This window comes from Streptococcus sp. SR4, from assembly GCF_000517725.1.
GTDB classification, from domain to species: domain Bacteria; phylum Bacillota; class Bacilli; order Lactobacillales; family Streptococcaceae; genus Streptococcus; species Streptococcus salivarius_F.
In genome coordinates, this window is record NZ_AZYW01000026.1 from 20,343 (window position 1) to 41,624 (window position 21,282).

General features: G+C 41.6%; 19 protein-coding genes. 17 read left to right on the forward strand and 2 right to left on the reverse strand.

Translation table 11 applies throughout. The features are described 5' to 3' along the window. The first annotated feature begins 10 nt into the window (after positions 1-10). The 14 genes from HMPREF1519_RS03575 to HMPREF1519_RS03640 all read left to right on the forward strand — a co-directional run bounded on the left by HMPREF1519_RS03575 (position 11) and on the right by HMPREF1519_RS03640 (position 15,484). Positions 11-1,912, forward strand: coding sequence for a sucrose-specific PTS transporter subunit IIBC (locus tag HMPREF1519_RS03575; protein WP_022496300.1), 1,902 nt, complete (start codon positions 11-13; stop codon positions 1,910-1,912). Between the two features lie 180 nt (positions 1,913-2,092). Beyond that, positions 2,093-2,986 carry a fructokinase ScrK gene (gene scrK / locus HMPREF1519_RS03580; protein WP_037611179.1) on the forward strand — a complete coding sequence of 298 codons (894 nt, stop codon included), beginning with the start codon at positions 2,093-2,095 and terminating at the stop codon, positions 2,984-2,986. A gap of 65 nt (positions 2,987-3,051) precedes the next feature. Next, positions 3,052-3,999, forward strand: coding sequence for a mannose-6-phosphate isomerase, class I (gene manA / locus HMPREF1519_RS03585; protein WP_037611180.1), 948 nt, complete (start codon positions 3,052-3,054; stop codon positions 3,997-3,999). Positions 4,000-4,001: 2 nt separating this feature from the next. Further along, entirely contained in the window at positions 4,002-4,346 is a 345-nt protein-coding gene (locus HMPREF1519_RS03590) for a hypothetical protein (protein WP_231470851.1), read from the forward strand. Between the two features lie 182 nt (positions 4,347-4,528). Further along, positions 4,529-7,078, forward strand: coding sequence for a preprotein translocase subunit SecA (gene secA, locus HMPREF1519_RS03595; RefSeq protein ID WP_014635034.1), 2,550 nt, complete (start codon positions 4,529-4,531; stop codon positions 7,076-7,078). A gap of 23 nt (positions 7,079-7,101) precedes the next feature. Then, the gene (locus HMPREF1519_RS03600; RefSeq protein ID WP_002884553.1) at positions 7,102-8,133 is read left to right on the forward strand and encodes a 3-deoxy-7-phosphoheptulonate synthase; all 1,032 of its coding nucleotides are present in this window, start codon (positions 7,102-7,104) and stop codon (positions 8,131-8,133) included. A gap of 84 nt (positions 8,134-8,217) precedes the next feature. Beyond that, positions 8,218-9,249 (forward strand): 3-deoxy-7-phosphoheptulonate synthase, encoded by a 1,032-nt coding sequence (locus HMPREF1519_RS03605; protein ID WP_002884569.1) that lies wholly within the window; start codon positions 8,218-8,220, stop codon positions 9,247-9,249. Positions 9,250-9,251: 2 nt separating this feature from the next. After that, positions 9,252-9,605, forward strand: a complete 354-nt coding sequence (gene acpS / locus HMPREF1519_RS03610; RefSeq protein ID WP_022496303.1) for a holo-ACP synthase — start codon at positions 9,252-9,254, stop codon at positions 9,603-9,605. Between the two features lie 27 nt (positions 9,606-9,632). Then, entirely contained in the window at positions 9,633-10,736 is a 1,104-nt protein-coding gene (alr, locus tag HMPREF1519_RS03615) for an alanine racemase (protein WP_037611181.1), read from the forward strand. Positions 10,737-10,856: 120 nt separating this feature from the next. Then, positions 10,857-12,887 carry an ATP-dependent DNA helicase RecG gene (gene recG, locus HMPREF1519_RS03620; RefSeq protein ID WP_269316774.1) on the forward strand — a complete coding sequence of 677 codons (2,031 nt, stop codon included), beginning with the start codon at positions 10,857-10,859 and terminating at the stop codon, positions 12,885-12,887. 11 nt (positions 12,888-12,898) lie between these two features. Then, a complete protein-coding gene (locus HMPREF1519_RS03625) occupies positions 12,899-13,405 on the forward strand; it encodes a hypothetical protein (protein ID WP_037611183.1) in 507 nt (168 codons plus the stop codon). A 619-nt stretch (positions 13,406-14,024) separates the two neighbouring features. After that, positions 14,025-14,462: a hypothetical protein gene (locus HMPREF1519_RS03630; protein WP_037611184.1), complete on the forward strand. Its 438-nt coding sequence runs from the start codon at positions 14,025-14,027 to the stop codon at positions 14,460-14,462. 191 nt (positions 14,463-14,653) lie between these two features. After that, positions 14,654-15,262, forward strand: a complete 609-nt coding sequence (locus tag HMPREF1519_RS03635; RefSeq protein WP_037611185.1) for a DUF2975 domain-containing protein — start codon at positions 14,654-14,656, stop codon at positions 15,260-15,262. 9 nt (positions 15,263-15,271) lie between these two features. Beyond that, entirely contained in the window at positions 15,272-15,484 is a 213-nt protein-coding gene (locus tag HMPREF1519_RS03640) for a helix-turn-helix domain-containing protein (protein ID WP_002884695.1), read from the forward strand. Positions 15,485-15,534: 50 nt separating this feature from the next. On the opposite strand, the gene HMPREF1519_RS10565 is transcribed toward HMPREF1519_RS03640, so the two are convergent. Continuing rightward, positions 15,535-15,678 carry a hypothetical protein gene (locus HMPREF1519_RS10565; RefSeq protein ID WP_014635026.1) on the reverse strand — a complete coding sequence of 48 codons (144 nt, stop codon included), beginning with the start codon at positions 15,676-15,678 and terminating at the stop codon, positions 15,535-15,537. A gap of 3 nt (positions 15,679-15,681) precedes the next feature. Further along, on the reverse strand, positions 15,682-16,650 hold the full coding sequence (locus tag HMPREF1519_RS03645) for an asparaginase (RefSeq protein ID WP_037611186.1): 969 nt from the start codon (positions 16,648-16,650) through the stop codon (positions 15,682-15,684). A gap of 71 nt (positions 16,651-16,721) precedes the next feature. On the opposite strand from HMPREF1519_RS03645, the gene HMPREF1519_RS03650 reads away from it, so the two are divergent. From HMPREF1519_RS03650 to HMPREF1519_RS03660, 3 genes are all read left to right on the forward strand, one after another. After that, the gene (locus HMPREF1519_RS03650) at positions 16,722-18,107 is read left to right on the forward strand and encodes a Cof-type HAD-IIB family hydrolase (RefSeq protein WP_037611187.1); all 1,386 of its coding nucleotides are present in this window, start codon (positions 16,722-16,724) and stop codon (positions 18,105-18,107) included. A 116-nt stretch (positions 18,108-18,223) separates the two neighbouring features. Next, positions 18,224-19,405 carry a DUF6574 domain-containing protein gene (locus HMPREF1519_RS03655; protein WP_037611188.1) on the forward strand — a complete coding sequence of 394 codons (1,182 nt, stop codon included), beginning with the start codon at positions 18,224-18,226 and terminating at the stop codon, positions 19,403-19,405. Positions 19,406-19,456: 51 nt separating this feature from the next. Beyond that, the gene (locus tag HMPREF1519_RS03660) at positions 19,457-21,184 is read left to right on the forward strand and encodes a zinc ribbon domain-containing protein (protein ID WP_037611189.1); all 1,728 of its coding nucleotides are present in this window, start codon (positions 19,457-19,459) and stop codon (positions 21,182-21,184) included. Positions 21,185-21,282 lie beyond the last annotated feature (98 nt).

A 21,282-nucleotide genomic window follows, 5' to 3' on the forward strand; every position in this document is an offset into this window, starting at 1 on the left:
AATTTTGCAAATGGATAACAAACAAATTGCAAAAGAAGTCATCGATGCCCTTGGTGGACGTGAAAACGTCAACAGTGTTGCTCACTGTGCGACTCGTCTACGTGTGATGGTCAAAGATGAAAACAAAATCAATAAAGAAAAGGCTGAGAACATTGAAAAAGTTCAAGGTGCTTTCTTCAACTCAGGTCAATACCAAATGATTTTTGGTACAGGTACTGTTAACAAGATTTACGACGAAGTCGTTGCTCAAGGTCTTCCAACAGCATCTAAAGACGAACAAAAAGCAGAAGCTGCTAAACAAGGTAACTGGTTCCAACGTGCTATCCGTTCATTCGGTGACGTTTTCGTTCCATTGCTTCCAGCAATCGTAGCGACTGGTCTTTTCATGGGTATCCGTGGAGCAATCAATAACGATACAGTTCTTGGTTTGTTCGGTACAACATCAAAAGCTTTTGCTGCTACAGATTTCTACACTTACACAGTTGTATTGACAGATACAGCCTTCGCCTTCTTCCCAGCCTTGATTTGTTGGTCAGCCTTTAACGTATTTGGTGGTTCACCACTTCTTGGTTTGGTTCTTGGTTTGATGATGGTTAACAACGCCCTTCCTAACGCTTGGGATGTTGCATCAGGTGCTGCTAAACCAATTTACTTCTTTGATTTTATTCCAGTAGTAGGTTACCAAAACTCAGTGCTTCCAGCCTTCTTCGTAGGTTTGCTTGGTGCTAAGTTCGAGCAATGGGTTCGTAAATGGGTTCCAGACGTTCTTGACCTTCTCTTGCGTCCACTTATCGTCTTCGCAGTAATGTCAGCTTTGGCCCTCTTTATCATTGGTCCTGTCTTCCATACTGTTGAAAGCTATGTTCTTGCTGCTACAGAATGGATTCTTAACTTGCCATTTGGTCTTGCTGGTCTTGTTCTTGGTGGAGTTCACCAAGTTATCGTCGTTACAGGGGTTCACCACGTCTTTAACTTGCTTGAAGCTAACCTCATTGCTAATACTGGTAAAGACCCACTTAACGCTATCATCACAGCTGCTATGACTGCCCAAGCTGGTGCGACACTTGCAGTGGGTGTTAAAACTAAAGATGCTAAATTGAAAGCACTTGCTTTCCCTGCAACTCTTTCAGCGGTACTTGGTATCACTGAACCAGCTATCTTTGGGGTTAACCTTCGTTTCGGTAAACCATTTATCATGGGTCTTATCGCTGGTGCTGCTGGTGGTTGGTTGGCCTCAATCCTTAACCTCGCTGGTACAGGATTTGGTGTAACAATCGTTCCTGGTACTCTTCTTTACCTTAACGGTCAAGTACTTAAATATGTTCTTATGGTACTTGTAACACTTGCTCTTGGTTTTGCTCTTACTTGGATCTTCGGTTACAAAGAGGAAGAAGTTGAAGCTCAAAAAGAAGTTGTTGCTGAAGATATTGCATCTGCAGAATCAGCTCCAGTTGCATTGCAAGCCGAAACAATCGCTGCACCACTTAAAGGTGAAGTTGTAGCTTTGGAAAATGTTAATGACCCAGTCTTCTCATCAGGAGCTATGGGTAAAGGTGCCGCTATTAAACCTTCAGGAAACCAAGTAGTCGCACCATTTGATGGTGAAGTGCAAATCGCCTTCCCAACAGGTCACGCTTACGGTCTTAAATCTGATAAAGGTGCTGAAGTGCTTATCCACATCGGTATCGACACTGTCTCACTTGACGGTAAAGGATTTGATGCTAAAGTTCAAGCAAATCAACGTATTAAAAAAGGTGATGTCTTGGCTACCTTCGATAGCTCAGTAATCACTGAAGCAGGTCTTGACGATACAACTATGGTTATCGTTACAAACACTGCAGACTTCGAAGATGTTTCATCAGTAGCGACTGGTTCAGTTGCTGAAGGTGCAGACTTCATCGCAGTTAAATAATAAGCTAGAAAAGTCGAAGCCAATTCGGCTTTTTTAGTTAAATGGCTCATAAAGAAAAGTATGAAGCAGAGTAGTCTGTACCTCCTTAAACAAGGTCTCATTTAGATTGTCTTTTGCCTAGCTTTTATTTATAATAGTATAAATAGTTATTATTGATCATAAAAGGAGATAGCTTTACCTATGGCTAAACTTTACGGAAGCTTGGAAGCTGGTGGTACAAAATTTGTTTGTGCTGTTGGCGATGAGAAATTCCAAGTCGTTGAAAAAACTCAATTCCCAACAACTACACCTTACGAAACAATTGACCGTACTATTGAATTTTTCAAACGTTATGAAGATCAATTGGCTGGAATTGCAATTGGTTCATTTGGACCAATTGATGTTGATCCAAACTCTGAAACATATGGTTTTGTGACTTCAACACCAAAACCACATTGGTCAAATGTCGACCTTCTTGGTTTGATTGCTAAGGAGTTTAATATTCCTTTCTACTTTACGACTGATGTTAACTCATCTGCTTATGGTGAGACACTTGTTCGTAAAGGTGTTAAGAGTCTTGTTTACTACACTATCGGAACAGGTATCGGAGCTGGAGCTATTCAAAATGGTGAATTCATTGGTGGTATGGGTCATACTGAAGCTGGTCACGTATATGTACCTCTTCACCCAAATGATGTTTCCAATGAATTTAACGGTACTTGTCCATTCCACCGTGGATGTTTGGAAGGTTTAGCTGCTGGACCATCGCTCGAAGCTCGTACAGGTATTCGTGGTGAATTGATTGATCAGCATTCTGAAGTTTGGGATGTCCAAGCTTACTACATTGCTCAAGCGGCTGTCCAAGCAACAGTCCTTTACCGTCCTGAAGTTATCGTCTTTGGCGGTGGTGTTATGGGGCAAGAACACATGCTTCGTCGTGTTCGTGAAAAATTCACAGCTCTTTTGAATGGTTACCTTCCAGTACCAGATGTAAATGAGTATATTGTGACACCTGCTGTTTCAGGTAATGGTTCTGCGACGCTTGGTAACTTCGCACTTGCTAAAGACGTAGCTGACAAGCATGCAAACAAATAAACAAAATATGTAAAATCGCTTTAAGAGATAATCTTAAGGCGTTTTGCTCTATACAGGAGGAAGTAATGGAACCTTTATTTTTAGATTCACCAATGCATGAGAAAATCTGGGGAGGGAACCGCCTCAAGACAGAGTTTGGTTACGATATTCCCAGTGAACAGACTGGTGAATACTGGGCAATTTCTGCCAATCCTAATGGTGTATCCTATGTCAAAAATGGAAAATATGCTGGTTTCCACCTGGCAGAGCTTTACAAGGATAAACCAGAACTTTTTGGGAACCCCAAGACTAGTGTTTTTCCTTTATTGACTAAGATTTTGGACGCTAATGACTGGCTCTCAGTGCAGGTACACCCTGATGATGCTTATGGGATAGAGCACGAAGGTGAGCTAGGAAAGACAGAATGTTGGTATATTATTGATGCTGAAGAGGGTGCAGAAATTATTTATGGTCACAAGGCTAAGACCAAGGAAGAGCTGGCATCCTTGATTGAAGCAGGTGATTGGGATGGACTTTTGTCGAAAACTCCTGTTAAGAAAGGTGACTTTTTCTTTGTACCAAGTGGCACCATGCATGCTATTGGTCCAGGTATCCTTATCTTAGAGACTCAACAATCTAGTGATACTACTTACCGTGTATATGATTTTGATCGTAGGGATGATCAGGGCAATAAACGTGAACTTCATATTCAACAGTCTCTTGATGTCTTGAATCTAGGGGCTCCAGAAAATAGCATCCCAGCAACTGTTAAGACCTTGCAATTAGAGTCGACTTGTTTAACATCAAACTCCTTTTTCACTGTGTATAAATGGAAACTCAGTGGCTTGGTTGACTTCAAGCAATCAGCTCCCTATTTGCTTTGTTCCGTACTTTCTGGCAATGGGACCATGACTATCGATTCACGCATTTATTGTCTAAAAAAAGGCGATCACTTTATTCTTCCAAATGATGTGACAGATTGGGAAATTGATGGACAATTGGAGATGATTGTCAGTCACCCTAACGAGGCTTAAGTATGAGTAATGAAAAAGTTTTAGCGGCCCTATTTGAGCGTATTGAAATCAACAAATCCTATTATTTTGAGGGAGCTTATTATCGTCTGAAAGACTATGGCGACCATATTTATGGCTTACAACGGGCAATTCCTGGTATGTGTGGTGAAAAAACAGCTTCCCCTAGCATCAAATTTTACTGGAAAAATGGTGTCTTGGACTATCAATTTTACGTTGATTTTGAAGCTAGTCCTATGATAATGAAGGCCTGTAGTAGCACCGACCATGCTTTCTTTGAGCAGGCTTTTGAAAATCTTTTGCATGATTTTGAGGATATTCTAGAGAGCCAAGAAAACTCTGAGAAGTAGACATAAAGTATTATTGTCGATATTTTCAGTGAATCTAATAAAAAAGTTTTACTTTATTTGCGAATCCATTGTGAAAGCCCTTAAACTAGGGCTTTTTTCTTTGTCAATCCTTGAGTGATTTCTTGTTTAAAGGGGGCTTTTGTGGTAAAATATGGAGATAAAGACTGTCGAAAGGAAAAAAGATGGCAAATATATTACGCAAAATCATTGAAAATGATAAAGGCGAAATTAAGAAACTAGAAAAAACTGCCAAGAAAGTCGAGAGCTATGCTGATGCAATGGCGGCTCTTTCAGATGAAGAACTTCAGGCAAAAACAGAAGAATTTAAAAAACGATATCAAAACGGAGAAAGCCTAGACCAACTCTTGCCAGAGGCATTTGCAGTTGTTCGTGAAGGGGCAAAACGTGTCCTTGGACTTTTCCCATATCGTGTGCAAATCATGGGTGGTATCGTTCTTCACCATGGTGACGTCCCAGAGATGCGTACAGGGGAAGGGAAAACCCTGACTGCGACAATGCCTGTTTACCTAAATGCTATTTCAGGTGAAGGTGTGCACGTTATCACCGTTAACGAATACCTTTCAGAGCGTGATGCGACTGAAATGGGTGAGCTTTATAGTTGGCTTGGTTTGTCAGTAGGGATTAACCTTTCAGCCAAATCGCCAGCTGAAAAACGTGAAGCTTATAACTGTGACATCACTTACTCAACCAACTCAGAGGTAGGTTTCGACTATCTTCGTGATAACATGGTTGTTCGTAAGGAAAACATGGTACAACGTCCATTGAACTATGCCTTGGTCGATGAGGTAGACTCGGTTCTTATCGATGAAGCTCGTACGCCATTGATTGTATCAGGTCCTGTAAGTTCAGAAACTAACCAGTTGTATCATCGTGCAGATGCCTTTGTTAAGACCTTGACAGAGGATGATTATGCCATTGATATTCCAACAAAAACAATTGGTTTGAATGACTCAGGTATTGACAAGGCTGAAGAATTCTTCAACTTGGACAACTTGTATGATATTGACAATGTTGCCTTGACTCACTATATTGACAATGCCCTTCGTGCCAACTACATCATGTTGCATGATATCGACTATGTGGTCAGTCCTGAGCAAGAAATTCTTATCGTCGACCAATTTACAGGTCGTACCATGGAAGGTCGTCGTTTCTCTGATGGACTTCACCAAGCCATTGAGGCAAAAGAAGGTGTGCCAGTTCAAGAAGAAACGAAGACATCTGCCTCAATCACTTACCAAAATATGTTCCGTATGTACAAGAAATTGTCAGGTATGACCGGTACTGGTAAGACCGAGGAAGATGAATTCCGTGAAATCTATAACATGCGAATCATTCCGATTCCAACTAACCGTCCAATTCAACGTATTGACCACGACGACCTTCTTTACCCAACCTTGGATGCTAAATTCCGTGCTGTGGTACAAGATGTTAAACGTCGTTATGAAAAGGGACAGCCAGTCCTTGTTGGTACGGTTGCCGTTGAAACATCTGACTTGATTTCTAAGATGTTGGTTGAAGCAGGCATTCCTCATGAAGTGCTTAATGCTAAAAACCACGAAAAAGAAGCGCATATTATCATGAATGCGGGTCAACGTGGTGCCGTTACGATTGCGACCAACATGGCCGGTCGTGGTACCGATATCAAACTTGGTGAAGGTGTTCTTGAACTTGGTGGACTTTGTGTTATTGGTACAGAGCGTCACGAAAGCCGTCGTATCGATAACCAGTTACGTGGTCGTGCGGGACGTCAAGGGGACCCAGGGGAATCTCAATTCTACCTTTCACTTGAAGATGAATTGATGCGTCGTTTCGGTTCTGATCGTATCAAGCAAGTCTTGGAACGTTTGAATGCTGATGATGAAGATATCGTTATCAAATCACGTATGTTGACACGCCAAGTGGAAGCGGCTCAAAAACGTGTCGAAGGAAATAACTACGATACTCGTAAACAAGTCCTTCAGTACGATGACGTTATGCGTGAACAACGTGAAATCATCTACGCTGAGCGTTATGATGTTATCACAGCGGAACGTGACCTTGAACCTGAGATTAAGGCTATGATTAAGCGTACGATTAACCGTACGGTAGATGGTCACAGCCGCAATGATCAAGAGGAAGCTCTTAAAGGTATCTTGAACTTTGCTCGTCAGGCCTTGGTTCCTGAGAATGCCATCTCACTTGAAGATTTACGAGAAGTGGGAGAGGTAACGAAACGTAGTGTTAATTATGACGCTATTAAAGTTTACTTGAATGAGTTAGCAGATGATGTTTATGATCGTCAAATCAAGAAATTGCGTTCAGAGGAAGCTATCCGTGAATTCCAAAAAGTCTTGATTTTGATGGTTGTTGATAACAAGTGGACGGACCATATCGATGCCCTTGATCAATTACGTAATGCCGTTGGTTTGCGTGGTTATGCCCAAAACAACCCAATCGTTGAGTATCAATCTGAAGGGTTCAAGATGTTCCAAGATATGATTGGGGCAATTGAATATGATGTGACACGTACAATGATGAAAGCACAAATTCATGAACAATCTCGTGAAAATGTGAATGAACGTGTTTCAACAACAGCAACAGGCAATATCCAGGCTCACCAAGCAGATGCTAATGGTCAAGAAATTGACTTTAGTAAGGTTGGTCGTAATGACTTCTGTCCATGTGGCTCTGGTAAGAAATTTAAAAATTGTCACGGTCGTAAACAATTTTAGGAAAAAAGAAATAGGTAATTATTATGGTTTTTAAAGCAGTAAGTGAAAAAATTGATTTTGATGCAGTCAAAGAATCAACTACATTGACAGGTGAAGCCCTTGCCAAGAAACAAGCTCGTGATAAAGAGCTTGAAGCAATCATGAAGGGTGAAGATGACCGTACGCTTTTGGTTATTGGTCCATGTTCATCTGATAATGAGGATGCAGTTCTTGATTATGCTCGCCGTTTGGCTAAACTTCAAGAAGAAGTGAAAGATAAAGTCTTTATGGTTATGCGTGTTTATACAGCTAAACCTCGTACAAATGGTGATGGTTATAAAGGACTTGTCCACCAACCTGATGCTGAAGGTAAACCAAACCTAATCAATGGTATCAAGGCTGTGCGTAATCTTCACTACCGTGTTATCACTGAAACTGGTATCACAACTGCTGATGAAATGCTTTACCCAGAAAACCTTCCTTTGGTAGATGACCTTGTGTCATATATTGCCATCGGTGCACGTTCTGTAGAAGACCAACAACACCGTTTTGTTGCATCAGGTATTGATGTTCCAACTGGTATGAAGAACCCAACATCAGGGAATCTTAACGTTATGTTTAATGGTATCTACGCTGCACAAAACAAACAAAACTTCCTCTTTAATGGTGAAGAAGTTGAAACTTCAGGTAACCCATTGGCCCACGTTATTCTTCGTGGTTCAACGAATGAATATGGTAAAAACGTGCCTAACTTCTACTATGATGATGTTCTTGAAACAATTGAACACTACGAGCAAATGGGCCTTGAAAATCCATTCATCGTTATTGATACAAACCATGATAACTCAGGTAAACGTTACTTGGAACAAATCCGTATTGTTCGCCAAACCTTGATTAACCGTGACTGGAATGAAAAAATCAACAAAGTTGCACGTGGTTTCATGATCGAATCTTACCTTGAAGATGGCCGTCAAGATGCGCCAGATGTCTATGGTAAATCAATCACTGACCCATGTCTTGGTTGGGATAAGACAGAAGAATTGATTCGTGAAATCCACGATACTTTGTCAAAATAATAAGGTAACAGAAACCATATATGGGGAGTGAACCGTTTGGATGACCAAGCGGTTCGCTCTCTTTTCACAAAGAGAGGGAAATAGATGGGAATTCATCAAAATAGTCCGCTTATTGATGTAGCGGAAGTAAGGAAATTGCATGCTCTTACGGGAGATGCACTAGTAACTAAACAGGCTAATGATGAGGCTTTGGCAAAAATTATCAAGGGTGAGGACAAACGTATTCTCTTGGTTATTGGTCCATGTTCGTCTGATAATGAAGAAGCTGTTCTTGACTATGCTCACCGTTTGGCCAAACTTCAGGAAGAAGTGAAAGATAAAATCTTTATTGTTATGCGTGTTTATACAGCTAAACCACGTACTAATGGGGACGGTTATAAGGGGCTTATCCACCAGCCAGATGCAGAGGGTGATGTAGACCTTCTTGCTGGGGTTAAGGCAGTTCGCCACCTTCAGTCACGTATTATTACTGAGACAGGTCTTCCCATCGCTGACGAGATGCTTTATCCGTCAAATCTTTCCTTCTTTGATGATTTGCTTAGCTATCATGCTGTTGGAGCACGTTCTGTTGAGGACCAAGAGCACCGCTTTGTAGCTTCAGGTATTGATGTGCCAATTGGCTTGAAGAACCCAACGTCAGGGAATTTGAATGTCATGTTTAATGGTATCTATGCTGCGCAGAATCAACAGCATTTCCTTTACAATGGTGCTGAAGTTAAAACAGATGGTAACCCACTCGCTCACGCTATCCTGCGTGGTGCCAACAATGAAAATGGTCAGAACATTGTCAACTACCATTACGAGGACTTGGTTAAGGCTTTGGACAAGTATAGTGCACTTAATCTGGAAAATCCATTTATCCTTGTTGATACTAACCATGACAACTCAGGTAAAAACTTCATGGAGCAAGTTCGTATTGTGCGTGAAGTCCTTCTTAACCGTGAGTGGGATGAGCGTATCGCGGATACCGTGCGTGGCTTTATGATTGAGTCTTACCTTGAGGATGGTCGTCAAGACACACCTGAAGTTTATGGTAAATCAATTACAGATCCATGTCTTGGTTGGGATAAGACAGATAGCCTTATTCGTGAAATCCACAATCGACTTTCGTTATAATTATGATTTTTGGATATGGTATAGACTTGCAGGAAATTTCAGCTGTAAAAAAGGCTTATGACCGTAATCCACGCTTTGCAAAAAAGGTATTGACACCAAAAGAGTGGGAGCGTTTTGAATCCCTTTCTGGTAATCGTCAGATGTCCTATTTAGCAGGGCGTTGGGCCGGTAAGGAAGCATTTTCAAAGGCCTGGGGTACTGGTATTGGAGCAGTCGGCTTTAAGGATATTGAAATATTGACCAATGACAAGGGAGCTCCAGTGGTGACCCAATCACCTTTTGAAGGCAAGGTTTTTATCTCGATTTCCCATAGCGGTGATTTTGTTCAGGCAAGTGTCATTTTAGAAAAAAACTAAGAGATAGATGTTGGAAGAGGATAGCTTATGATTTCAAGTTTACATCGACCAACCTTGGCAAAGGTTGATCTATCAGCAATTTCAGAAAATATTGAACAAGTGGTTAGTCACATCCCTAAACAGGTGCAGACTTTTGCAGTTGTTAAGGCCAATGCTTATGGTCATGGCGCTGTCGAAGTGGCCAAGCATGTATCTAAGCAGGTGGATGGTTTTTGTGTTTCCAACCTAGACGAGGCGCTTGAACTTCGTCAAGCTGGCTTAGAACAACCGATACTTATTTTAGGAGTAGTCTTGCCAGACGAGGTTCCTTTGGCTATTCAAGAAAACATCACGCTGACGGTAGCTTCGCTAGAGTGGTTGGAAATGACTAAGAATCAAGGGCTTGATTTGACTGGTTTAACCTGTCATATTAAGGTTGATTCAGGTATGGGTCGTATTGGGGTGCGTAGCCAAGGGGATGCGGATAGCTTGATTGCTGGTCTGAAATCACTTGGTGCGAATGTCGAAGGTATTTTTACTCATTTTGCAACGGCTGATGAGGCAGATGATAGTAAATTCAAGCGTCAATTGGTCTTCTTCACGGATTTGGTTAATAACTTGGTGGACCGTCCTCGCTTGGTACACGCTAGCAACTCTGCGACAAGCATCTGGCATGCAGAAACAGTCTTTAATGCGGTACGTCTGGGTGTCGTCATCTATGGTCTCAATCCTAGTGGCAGTGTTTTAGACCTTCCATATAACATTCGTCCTGCTTTAAGTTTGGAGACAGCACTTGTTCATGTTAAGACCTTGCCAGCAGGTCAAGATGTGGGTTATGGTGCAACGTATACGACGACAGCTGATGAGGTTATTGGAACCATTCCGATTGGCTATGCGGATGGTTGGACCAGAGATTTACAAGGTTTCCACGTTATTGTGGATGGACAGCTTTGTCCTATTGTTGGGCGTGTGTCTATGGACCAAATCACTGTTCGCCTTCCTAAGGTTTATCCCCTAGGAACTCCTGTTACTCTTATGGGTGAAAATGGAGGAGCAAGCATCACTGCGACAGAGGTGGCTGAAAAACGTGGTACTATCAACTACGAAGTTCTTTGTTTGCTTAGTGATCGTGTACCTCGTAGCTATGATTAATATAAATAAAAAGAGAAATCCAGTTTGATACTGGATTTTTTGATTTTAGTGAAGACCATTTTCATGTGTTATAATAGCTGATAAGGCTTCCTTTTTCACGAGGAGAAGAACACGATAGAAATGATAGAGGATATGATTCAACTAGATTCACCGATTGCGGATTTGAAAGGCTTTGGTCCTAAGTCCGCTGAAAAATTTACCAAATTAGATTTGCACACGGTTGGGGACCTCTTGCTTTATTTTCCTTTCCGATATGAAGATTTTAAGAGTAAGTCTATCTTTGAACTGATGGATGGCGAAAAGGCAGTTATTACGGGAACCGTGGTAACCCCTGCCAATGTGCAGTATTATGGCTTTAAACGTAATCGTCTGAGTTTTAAAATCAAGCAAGGAGAGGCAGTGATTGCCATTAGTTTCTTCAACCAGCCTTATCTTGTAGACAAGATTGAGATGGGGGCAGAAGTCGCTATTTTTGGCAAATGGGACCAGAAGAAGTCTGCAGTGACTGGTATGAAAGTGTTGGCCCAAGTTGAAGACGATATGCAGCCGGTTTACCATGTGGCCCAGGGCGTTAGTCAGGCCCAGCTGATAAAGGCTATAAGGGCAGCTTTTGATAGTGGGGCCTTGAATTTGTTGGAGGAGAGTCTCCCACAGGTGCTTATGGACAAGTATCGTCTTATGGGTCGCCAAGAGGCTGTGCGTGCCATGCATTTTCCGAAAGATTTGGCTGAATATAAGCAGGCTCTACGTAGGACCAAGTTTGAGGAGCTCTTTTATTTCCAGATGAACTTACAGGTGCTCAAGGCTGAGAATAAGTCCGAAACCAATGGTCTAGCAATTGCTTACGATGAAGCTAAAATCAAAGCCAAAATTGCAGAATTACCATTTCCCTTGACAGAAGCCCAACAGCGTAGTTTATCGGAAATCCTAGCTGATATGAAATCTGGGGCTCATATGAACCGTCTTTTGCAAGGAGATGTGGGTTCAGGGAAAACAGTTATCGCTAGTCTGGCCATGTATGGGGCTTATACGGCAGGATTGCAGTCTGCCCTCATGGTACCGACGGAAATCTTAGCAGAGCAGCACTATCAGAGTTTACAGGGACTTTTTCCTGAGCTAGAGGTAGTGCTCCTAACTTCTGGGATGAAGGCAGCGGACAAAAAAGTAGCTCTTTCCAAAATCGAATCTGGCGAGGCTCAGATGATTGTGGGGACTCACTCACTGATTCAGGATGCTGTGACTTATCACAGGCTTGGGCTAGTAATTACTGATGAGCAGCACCGTTTTGGGGTTAATCAACGTCGTATTTTCCGTGAGAAAGGTGACAATCCTGATGTCCTTATGATGACAGCGACACCTATCCCTAGGACTTTGGCAATCACTGCCTTTGGGGAGATGGATGTGTCAATCATTGACCAGATGCCGGCTGGACGTAAGCCCATTATTACCCGTTGGGTTAAACATGAGCAACTAGATACCGTACTGACTTGGATTAAGGGCGAGTTGGAAGAAGATGCTCAGGTCTATTTTATCTCACCTCTGATTGAAGAGTCTGAGGCTCTCGATTTGAAAAATGCGGTGGCCCTTCATCAGGAACTCACAGATTTTTTGGGGGATTCAGCTACAGTGGCCCTGATGCATGGTCGCATGAAAAATGATGAAAAAGACCAAATTATGCAGGACTTCAAGGATAAAAAATCTCAGATTTTAGTATCAACCACAGTTATCGAAGTGGGGGTTAATGTGCCAAATGCTACGGTTATGGTCATTATGGATGCCGACCGCTTTGGACTTAGCCAGCTGCACCAACTTCGTGGCCGTGTAGGTCGTGGCCATAAGCAGTCCTACTGTGTTTTAGTGGCCAATCCTAAAAATGATACCGGGAAAAAACGCATGCAGGCCATGTGTGAGACTACGGATGGTTTTGTTCTAGCAGAAGAGGACCTTAAAATGCGTGGTTCAGGAGAGATCTTTGGAACACGTCAGTCAGGAATTCCTGAATTTCAAGTGGCTGATATTGTGGAAGACTACAATATCTTAGAAGAAGCAAGGCGCGTGGCCAGCCAAATTGTGTCTGACCCTAACTGGCGTGAGAATCCTGATTGGCAGGTGCTAGGAGCTCATTTGAGAAGCCAAGGCGAGTTTGATTGAGGAGGGAACCCATGAAAAAGAAACGGTTAAAAATCGATTTTTTTGCTATCTTGCATCCCTTATTTCTTATGATGTTAGGTCTCCTGTTTTATTTTTTCGCCTTCATCTTGATTTGGTTTATTACCGAATTGGCAAAGCTGATAGAAGGAAAGACGGACTTTCATACCCTATATTTTTATTCACTTCTTATCTCTCTAGCTTGTTCGATATTACTGATTATGTACGTCGCGGGTTTTATAGCTCAGCTGATTATACATATACAGCATCAAAAGGAAAGGACGCTTTTGCCGGTCTGGTGTATGCTTACGGCTGTACTGATGCTTGTGCCCCTATTCGAAGATTTTAGTATCTTAGGCTCGTCCTGGAATTTTAAAGGGTATTTTCTTTCCATAGTTGCCTACATTGCCTATCTCTTTACAAAGCTACCCAAGGTTATTGAAAGTTACCGCTATCATGCGACAATTCGCTATGCCGTTTGGGTGGCTCTGGTCTTGGGAATTATTTTATCCATGCTTTAGACAGAAAAACTCTCAGTAAACTCACTGAGAGTTTTAAGTTTCCTTCAAGCTTATTACAAGCTTTCTTTAAGTTAGGACACCTATAATAAAACCATCAAAACGAGATAGGTTTTGATAATAAAACGTTTTGGCTAAGCCAAACCATTCCTAAAAAGGAGGACATAACAATGACAGTAAAAATTAAAGTAACCTACAACCGAAATTTCCAGAAGCATCCTCAAGACTTTAAGGTTTATCAAAACTAGTATTGATGCTAGGAAGAGGCTAAATTTACCCATATTCTACAACTTTCATCCCTTATTTTCCAAAATCCCTTTTTCCTTTTTTTCATAACGTAGAATCCCTCTTCTTAAACTCATAAAAAGTCTAGACGGAAGCATGACCAGTCTAGGCGATTAACATAAGTAAGCTAACCAGTTGAGATTTTCTTGACTGGTTTTTATTTTTTGATTTTTAGACAAAAAATATCGAAAAACGATAAAAATGTGTTGACAAGGAGAAATAAAGAGTGTAATATATAATTATCGATAAACGGCAATAAGTTTTCGATAAAGATAATCTTATTCGCGAAAAAGAGAAATTATATACCAAAAACTATTTAATAAAGGAAATACTTATCATGAAAACACTTAAATCAATCATCAACGCAGTTCTTATTCTTCTTATGGCAATCTACGGTCTTGCAATGCTTACTTTACTTATCCTTCCTTTTGTGGATGTGACTAATCTTTTCCCAGGTGCTGAGGTTCATTATCTTTCTGGATGGGGTTACTGGCTTGTATCAGAGTTACAATTCGCCTTCTATCTTGCCTTGATTTGTCTCCTTCGTAAAGAGTTTAAAGACTTTACTTGGAAGGCATTTTGGACAGAAGATTTTTCTCTCTTCTTGAAAAAGGCTGCTCTTCTAACCTTTGTGCCCTCAGGCTTGAATATCTTTTTGCAGTTGGGAACGACTAATCACCTTGTAGTAGACTTCAGCACATCAGTCTGGCTCCTCTTGGTCTCTCTAGCTTGTGATGCTGTCCGTCTTCGTAAGGGACAAACCGCTGTCAAATAATTGAAAGCATCTTATTTGAAAAGTAGTAAAATCTTACCTATAAACTAGTATTTTATATTGATATTCGATATAATTAATACTGTTAATAGTTAGCTACTGATTTAGTATAAGGTCAAGGGCTCCTAGAGGCACCTTGGCTTTTTCTAGTCTATGCCCAAAGAAATCAAATGAATTTACAATCGAGGTAACACATGACAACTATCTTATTTTATTTTTTAATCATCCTAGCCTTGGCTGGTTCTAGTTATTATGGTTGGAGATCGGCTAAAAGTGCTAAAAATCGTCAGGAAACGCAAGAACAGAAACGTCTGCGTAGTGTTCTCCTGTTCGTTAATGTCCTCCTTTTTGCGGGCTTTTTAAGTCTTGTTATTACCATTCTTAATGATGCCTTTATCCTGACAGGTCATGAAGGGCTCTTACAACAAGGTTTGCGTATGCTTCTCGGTTCGGGAGTTACCGTGAAAAGTAGTAGCACTAGTCTGACGCTTTTTGCAGCAATCATTGATTTCCTTCGTATGTCAGTCAACATAGGCTTCTTGTTGTGTCTACGTGCCTTTCTGATTAATCTTTATCGTTCTGATATTTTCATCGCTAAAAATGCCAAGTTGGTTCGTTGGTCAGCACATTTGTTAGTTCTTGGGGCCTTTATCAATAATGGTATCTTTACATTTGGGACAGGCAACCATAGTTATAGTTTCTTTAATATCAGTTATTTGCTAGTTAGCTTTGTTCTCTATGCTGTTGCTATGATTTTGACTAAGGCTAATGCCATTGCTGAGGAAAATGAGTACACGATTTAGGAGGGGCTTATGATTATTGTCAATTTGGACGTTGAACTTGCCAAGAAGAAGATGCGCTCGGGTGAGCTAGCAGAACGTATTGGTATTACCCCAGCCAATCTTTCAGTTCTTAAGACAGGCAAGGCCAAGGCAATCCGTTTTACAACACTGGATGCTATTTGTAAGGAGTTAGATTGCCAACCAGGAGATATTCTTGAATATAGACCAGACGAAGAAAACTAAAAGCCTGAAGCAGTTCAGTCACTTCTCTAGTGACCATGCTTCAAGCTTTTTTATTTTTTCTTTAACCATGCGACCAAGGCTAGACTGGCTAGCACGGTACCACAGACTATGGTGATATATGTTTTTGAGACTGTTAGCTCATAGTGGAAATCTTTATTTTTCAATTTATCGGTTGCTTCAATACTAAGTTTCATGTTTTACCCCTCGATATAGTCTTTCAATTCTTGGCCTTTGAGTCCCGCACTAAGTGCAATGAGAAGTTTGAGACGAGCCTTTGGTGCGTTGAGTTCTTTAACAAACATAACGCCAGCTTCTTGGAGTTTGACCCCACCTCCTTCATAGGCGTAAACAGGTTCGGCGATACCGTTGAAGCAGCGGGAAACGAGCACAACGGGGACACCTTTTTCCATAAGATTTGTGATTTCTCTTGCAGCTAATGGTGGTAGGTTTCCAGCACCTAGTGCCTCGATAACTACACCGTCAATCTTCTCAGGGTCTAGGAGACTGATGATACCATCTCCGATACCCATCCCAGCATAGGCCTTGATGATTGGGACTGTTCCTGTGATTTGTTCCAAATCAAAGCGAACACGAGGCTCAGCAGTTTTGAACCAGAGGATATCATGCTTCATTATGATACCCAGTGGACCATGAGTTGGTGTGTGGAAGGTTGCCACGTTTGTGGTATGGGTCTTAGTCACATACTTAGCTGCATGGATTTCATCATTCATTACGACCAGGATTCCTTTGTCAGCGGCCTTGTCGTCGCTAGCAACGCGTAGGGCTGAGAGATAGTTATAGACCCCGTCGCTACCTAGCTCGTTCGACGAACGCATGGCACCAGTTAAAACGATTGGAATTTCAGGGACGGCCATGGTGTCTAGGAAGTAGGCTGTCTCTTCCAGAGTATCTGTCCCATGAGTGATGACCACCCCATCATATTGCCCAGCTGTTTCCTTGATTTTTTTGTAAATATCCAGCATGTGGTAGGGTGTGATATGCGGGCTAGGGATATTAAGAAAATCGAGAACGGTTAGTTCTAAATTGTCTAAATCAAGCCCCACATGGTTCATGGGATTATCATCGTTTTGACTGACCTTGCCATCATTATCCGCTGACATGGAAATTGTTCCTCCAGTGTGAAGGACTAGGATTTTTTTTGTCATTTATATTACTCACCATTATATTATATGTTATAATTTATTTTAGCATAAAATGTTAGAAGGAGGGGAGCTCTGTGGCTATTAAAGCAGTCTTTTTTGATATTGATGGGACTTTTCTAAATGACCGAAAACGTGTGTCAAGTTCAACCAAAAAAGCTATCAGTCAAATGAAGGAAGATGGTATCTTGGTTGGTTTGGCAACAGGTCGTGGTCCAGGATTTGTTCAGCCCTTCATGGACAATCTGGGTCTGGATTTTGCAGTCACTTATAATGGTCAATATATTTTGACTCATGACAAGGTCCTGTATCAAAATCAGCTCCCTAAATCAACAGTCTACAACTTGATTCGCTATGCCACCAAGCACCGTAGAGAGATTTCTCTAGGGACTAGCACAGGTCTTGTTGGTTCCAATATTATCAGTATGGGAACGAGTAAGTTTGGGCAAATCGTTAGCCGTATTGTCCCTAAGTCCTGGGCTAAGATGGTGGAACGTAGTTTCAAGTCTTTGATTCGTCGTTTCAAGCCACAAAGTATTGAGACTCTTAAGACTATCATGCGTGAGCCTATTTATCAGGTGGTTATGGTAGCGACGGTAGGTGAAACACAAGATATTGAAGAAAAGTTTCCTCATGTGAAGATTACCCGTTCAAGTCCTTATTCAGCCGATATTATTTCAGCGGACCAATCTAAGTTGAAAGGTATCGCTCATCTAGGTGAGGTTTTTGGTTTCGAACTCAGTGAGGTTATGGCCTTCGGGGATTCGGAAAATGACCTAGAAATGCTGTCTGGCGTCGGCATTGGTGTTGCCATGGGTAATGGTGAAGACGAGCTGAAAGACCAGGCTACCCATGTCACTGACACTAATAACCAGAATGGGATTGCCAAAGCCTTATCACACTACGGTTTGATTCACTTTGAGACAGAAAATTCATTTACCAGTGATGATGACAACTTCAACAAGGTTAAGGATTTCCACCATTTGATGGATGGCTCAACTACCGACATGCCTCGTGTTTACGGTATTGAGGAAGCTGGTCACCGTGCGGACTTCAAGTTGGAAGAAATCGTCGAATTTCTTTATGCCTCATCAGGTGGGGACAAGCGTGTCTTTGGTCAGGCTGTTCTGGATTTGCATGCTGCTCTTGATAAGGCAGCCCTCAAAGTTAGTTCTAAAGAGCACTCAGAGTCAACGATGGTTGGTCAGGTGGATGCTTTGACTGACTTGCTTTACTTGACCTATGGTTCATTTGTTCTTATGGGGGTGGATCCTAAACCTTTCTTTGATACGGTTCATGAGGCTAATATGGGGAAAATTTTCCCAGATGGCAAGGCTCATTTTGATCCTGTGACCCACAAAATTCTTAAACCAAGTGACTGGGAAGAGCGATTTGCACCAGAACCACACATTAAGCGTGAGCTGGATCGCCAGATTCAAAAATCTCTACAAAGAAATAAATAAGAAGATATAAGGTTTGGACAGTTTGCTCCAAGCCTTTTTCTAATAAAAATGACATTTATTAATGGCTTTATTTGTGATAAAATAAAGTCATTCTATGTATTTTTAAGGAGATTATTATGACTAAAGCAGATTGGTTAGATTTTTTTGAAGCCATCAACGGTCGTTCAGCGACTGAAGAAGAAATTGCAGCTGCACTTGCAGCTGGTGAGTTCCAAGATGACGCACCAGCAGTAGAAACTGCTCCAGTACAAGAAGCGCCAGCACAACCAGCTTTCGCTAATGTTCAAGAAACACCAGCCCAAGAGGCGCAACCACAGCCAACTTTCGCTGGTGCCCAAGAGGCGCAACCACAGCCGACTTTTGCGAGTGCACAAGACGCACAAGCGCAAGCTCCTTTTGCAAATGCTCAGGCAGCACAACCTCAACCAACCTTTGCAGGTGCTCAAGCTGCTCCAGTACAAGGAGTGCCAAATCAGGCAGCACAACCACAAGCTGGTTTTGCCAATGCTCAAGCTGGTCAACAAGCAGCTTTTGCTAACGGTCAACCTCTTCAACCAGGTCAAAACGTTCAATTTATCAACGGTCAAGCCGTAGTTGTTCCAGCACAACCATCAGCATTTGCGACAACTTTCAAAAACTACTGGACATGGTTGCTTAATGCATGGCGTCGTCCAGCTGACATGACAGATTATGGGAAACACAATGGTTGGCTTAACTATATCTTCTTGTCACTCTTCACTGGACTTGCCTTCTTTGCAATCTTGAGCGCTATGGCACGTAAATTTGTTAGCCCAGTTGTATCAACAACAAACGCATTGTCTAGTATGTTTGGTTCTTACGGAACAGATAGTTACTCATCTTCATTTTCAAGCCATACATCTAGCATTGGTTTTGGAGCTTTCTTCGCAAGTATTCTAGCTGCCTTCTTCTTCATCTTTGCCTTCATCTTGGCAGGGTTTGTGACACGTAAGGCCATCTTCCGTGATCCTGAGACTACTTTCTTGAATAGCTTTGACCGTTTTGGTCGCTTGACGTCATTGGCCTTGCCAATCTTGCTCGTAACAATCTTGTTCGGAGCTATTGGACTTGTTGGCTTCCCACTTTTCTTGTTCTATGTTGTTTACTTCTTATTTGCACTTGCAAACCTCTTTACAATTGTTCCTGTAACAACAGCGTGGAAGGCTGATAAGTTCTATCAAATGATCTTGGCAGCACTTTTGAATGGTGTAATTTTGTCAATCTTGTTTGCAATCGTATTTACTATTATGTCATCATTTATGGTGGGGCTTCTATTCTAATCTAAGTAAACCTCTAGCATTTTTTGAAAAAGTAAGTTTATAGGAGTCTTTATGGCAACAAAAGAAAAGTGGATTGATTTATTTGAAAAGGCAGTTGGTCGTCCGCCCCATGCTTTGGAGATTGAAGAAGGCCAGAAAGCAGACTTTGACTTAAAGGCTATTAAAGGCATTGCGGCAATGGGCTTGGACCAAGAAGCCACTCCTTCTGAATCAACAGAAGAAGTTGATGAGTATGACGTTGCCGAGGAAGTATTTGAAGATGTACCGCTTGGTGACGAAGAGGAAACGACTCCTTTAGAAACAGAGGAGCTTGCACCATTATCTCAAGCTGATCAAGGTCAAGCTGAAGAAAATTCTGAAGCCGCTTCTAAAGAAGCACAAGCTATCTGGATGAAGGCTTTTAAAACCTATGTTGGACGTCAACCTCTTCCTGAGGAATTCCTACTTGGTAAGTCTTCAGGTTATGATGTATCAACCATCCATCAGTTTATCTCAGATGGTAAGGCTGCGAAACCAGCCAAGCCAGCTATGGCTAAAGGGAAGAAAATCCTGATTATTGCTGGTGTTGTTGCAGCAGTCTTAGCACTTGCTGGTTACGGCTTTGGTTCTTACTACTACTCACGTGGTCAAGTAGCAGAGCGTTATGAAGCAGCAGCTAAGAAGAGTTTTAAAGATAGCTTGGAATACCAAGTATGGTCTGATACTAAAAAGGAAATTAAAACATCCGAAGTCAAGTACACAGACACTAAAAGTACACAAGCCTATAGCAAGAGCCAACTCATGTCTGGTGAACGTATGCAAAAGGTTGGACGTCAGTTCCTTATTTTTCCAAAGTGGAGAGTCGTGGTAGATCCTGGAACGGTTGATTTGACTGTTAATACAGCTGATTTGAATGTGACCATTAATGGGGTTTCTTACGCTACTACAGATGGTAATAACTACACGGCTAAATTGAATCATCTCTATCCAGGAACCTACAATTTTGTGGCTTCTGGTAAGGTCAATGATCAAGATATCACTGTCTCATCTGAGGAAAATGTGACCTCTAAAACAGAAGTCAATCTTTCAGTAGAGTATCTCAGCTTTACTGTTAAGTCTAATCTCAAGGATGGAGACCTCTATGTTGGTGGTACTAAGATTGGAATCCTTAACTCAGGGAAACTAGATGTTAACAAGGTAGCAGTAGCTGGTTCATCAGCCGTTTATGTTAAGAAGAATTTCGAAGATGGTAGCTCTATCAAGACAGAGACATTGTCTATTAAGAAAATCTCTGAAGGTCAAACGGTTACTCTAGATGCTGATGGAGTTCTTGACCGTGATACGGCAGATCGTCTCTTGACTGCTGCCTACGGTAAATTTGGTAGCTACGCTTCTAATCACAACACGACACCAGATGGTGTATCCGACATTTTCCTTAATGGTACTGATGATACCATGTACAAGGATGTAACGGCTGACATTGACAAAAATACTACAGGTGCTAAAAACCGTGCCGCTGATAGTATTACTTTCTCAGACGTTGACGTCACAGAAGTCGTTCAGACTGGTGAGAAGACCTTCAAGGTGACCTTCACAGCAGTTTATGATTTCTATTATGGTTATGATTCGAAATTCAAGTCATCAGGAGATATCAAAGATAAAATCTCTTGGTCATGTAATGTGGAATCTGTTGGTGACGATAGCGATTCTAGCAGTAGCAGTTCTGACTACAGCAACTATCGTATCAACGGCAAGGCTGGCGAATCACAAAATGTGAGCCGTGAAAATACTGTGAAATAACAGTTGCTTGCTCAGTTCGTTAGCATTGAACAGATTACAAATGGGAGGGGAGTCCTCCACACTAAAAATGAGAACTTGGCAACAGCCAGGTTCTTTTG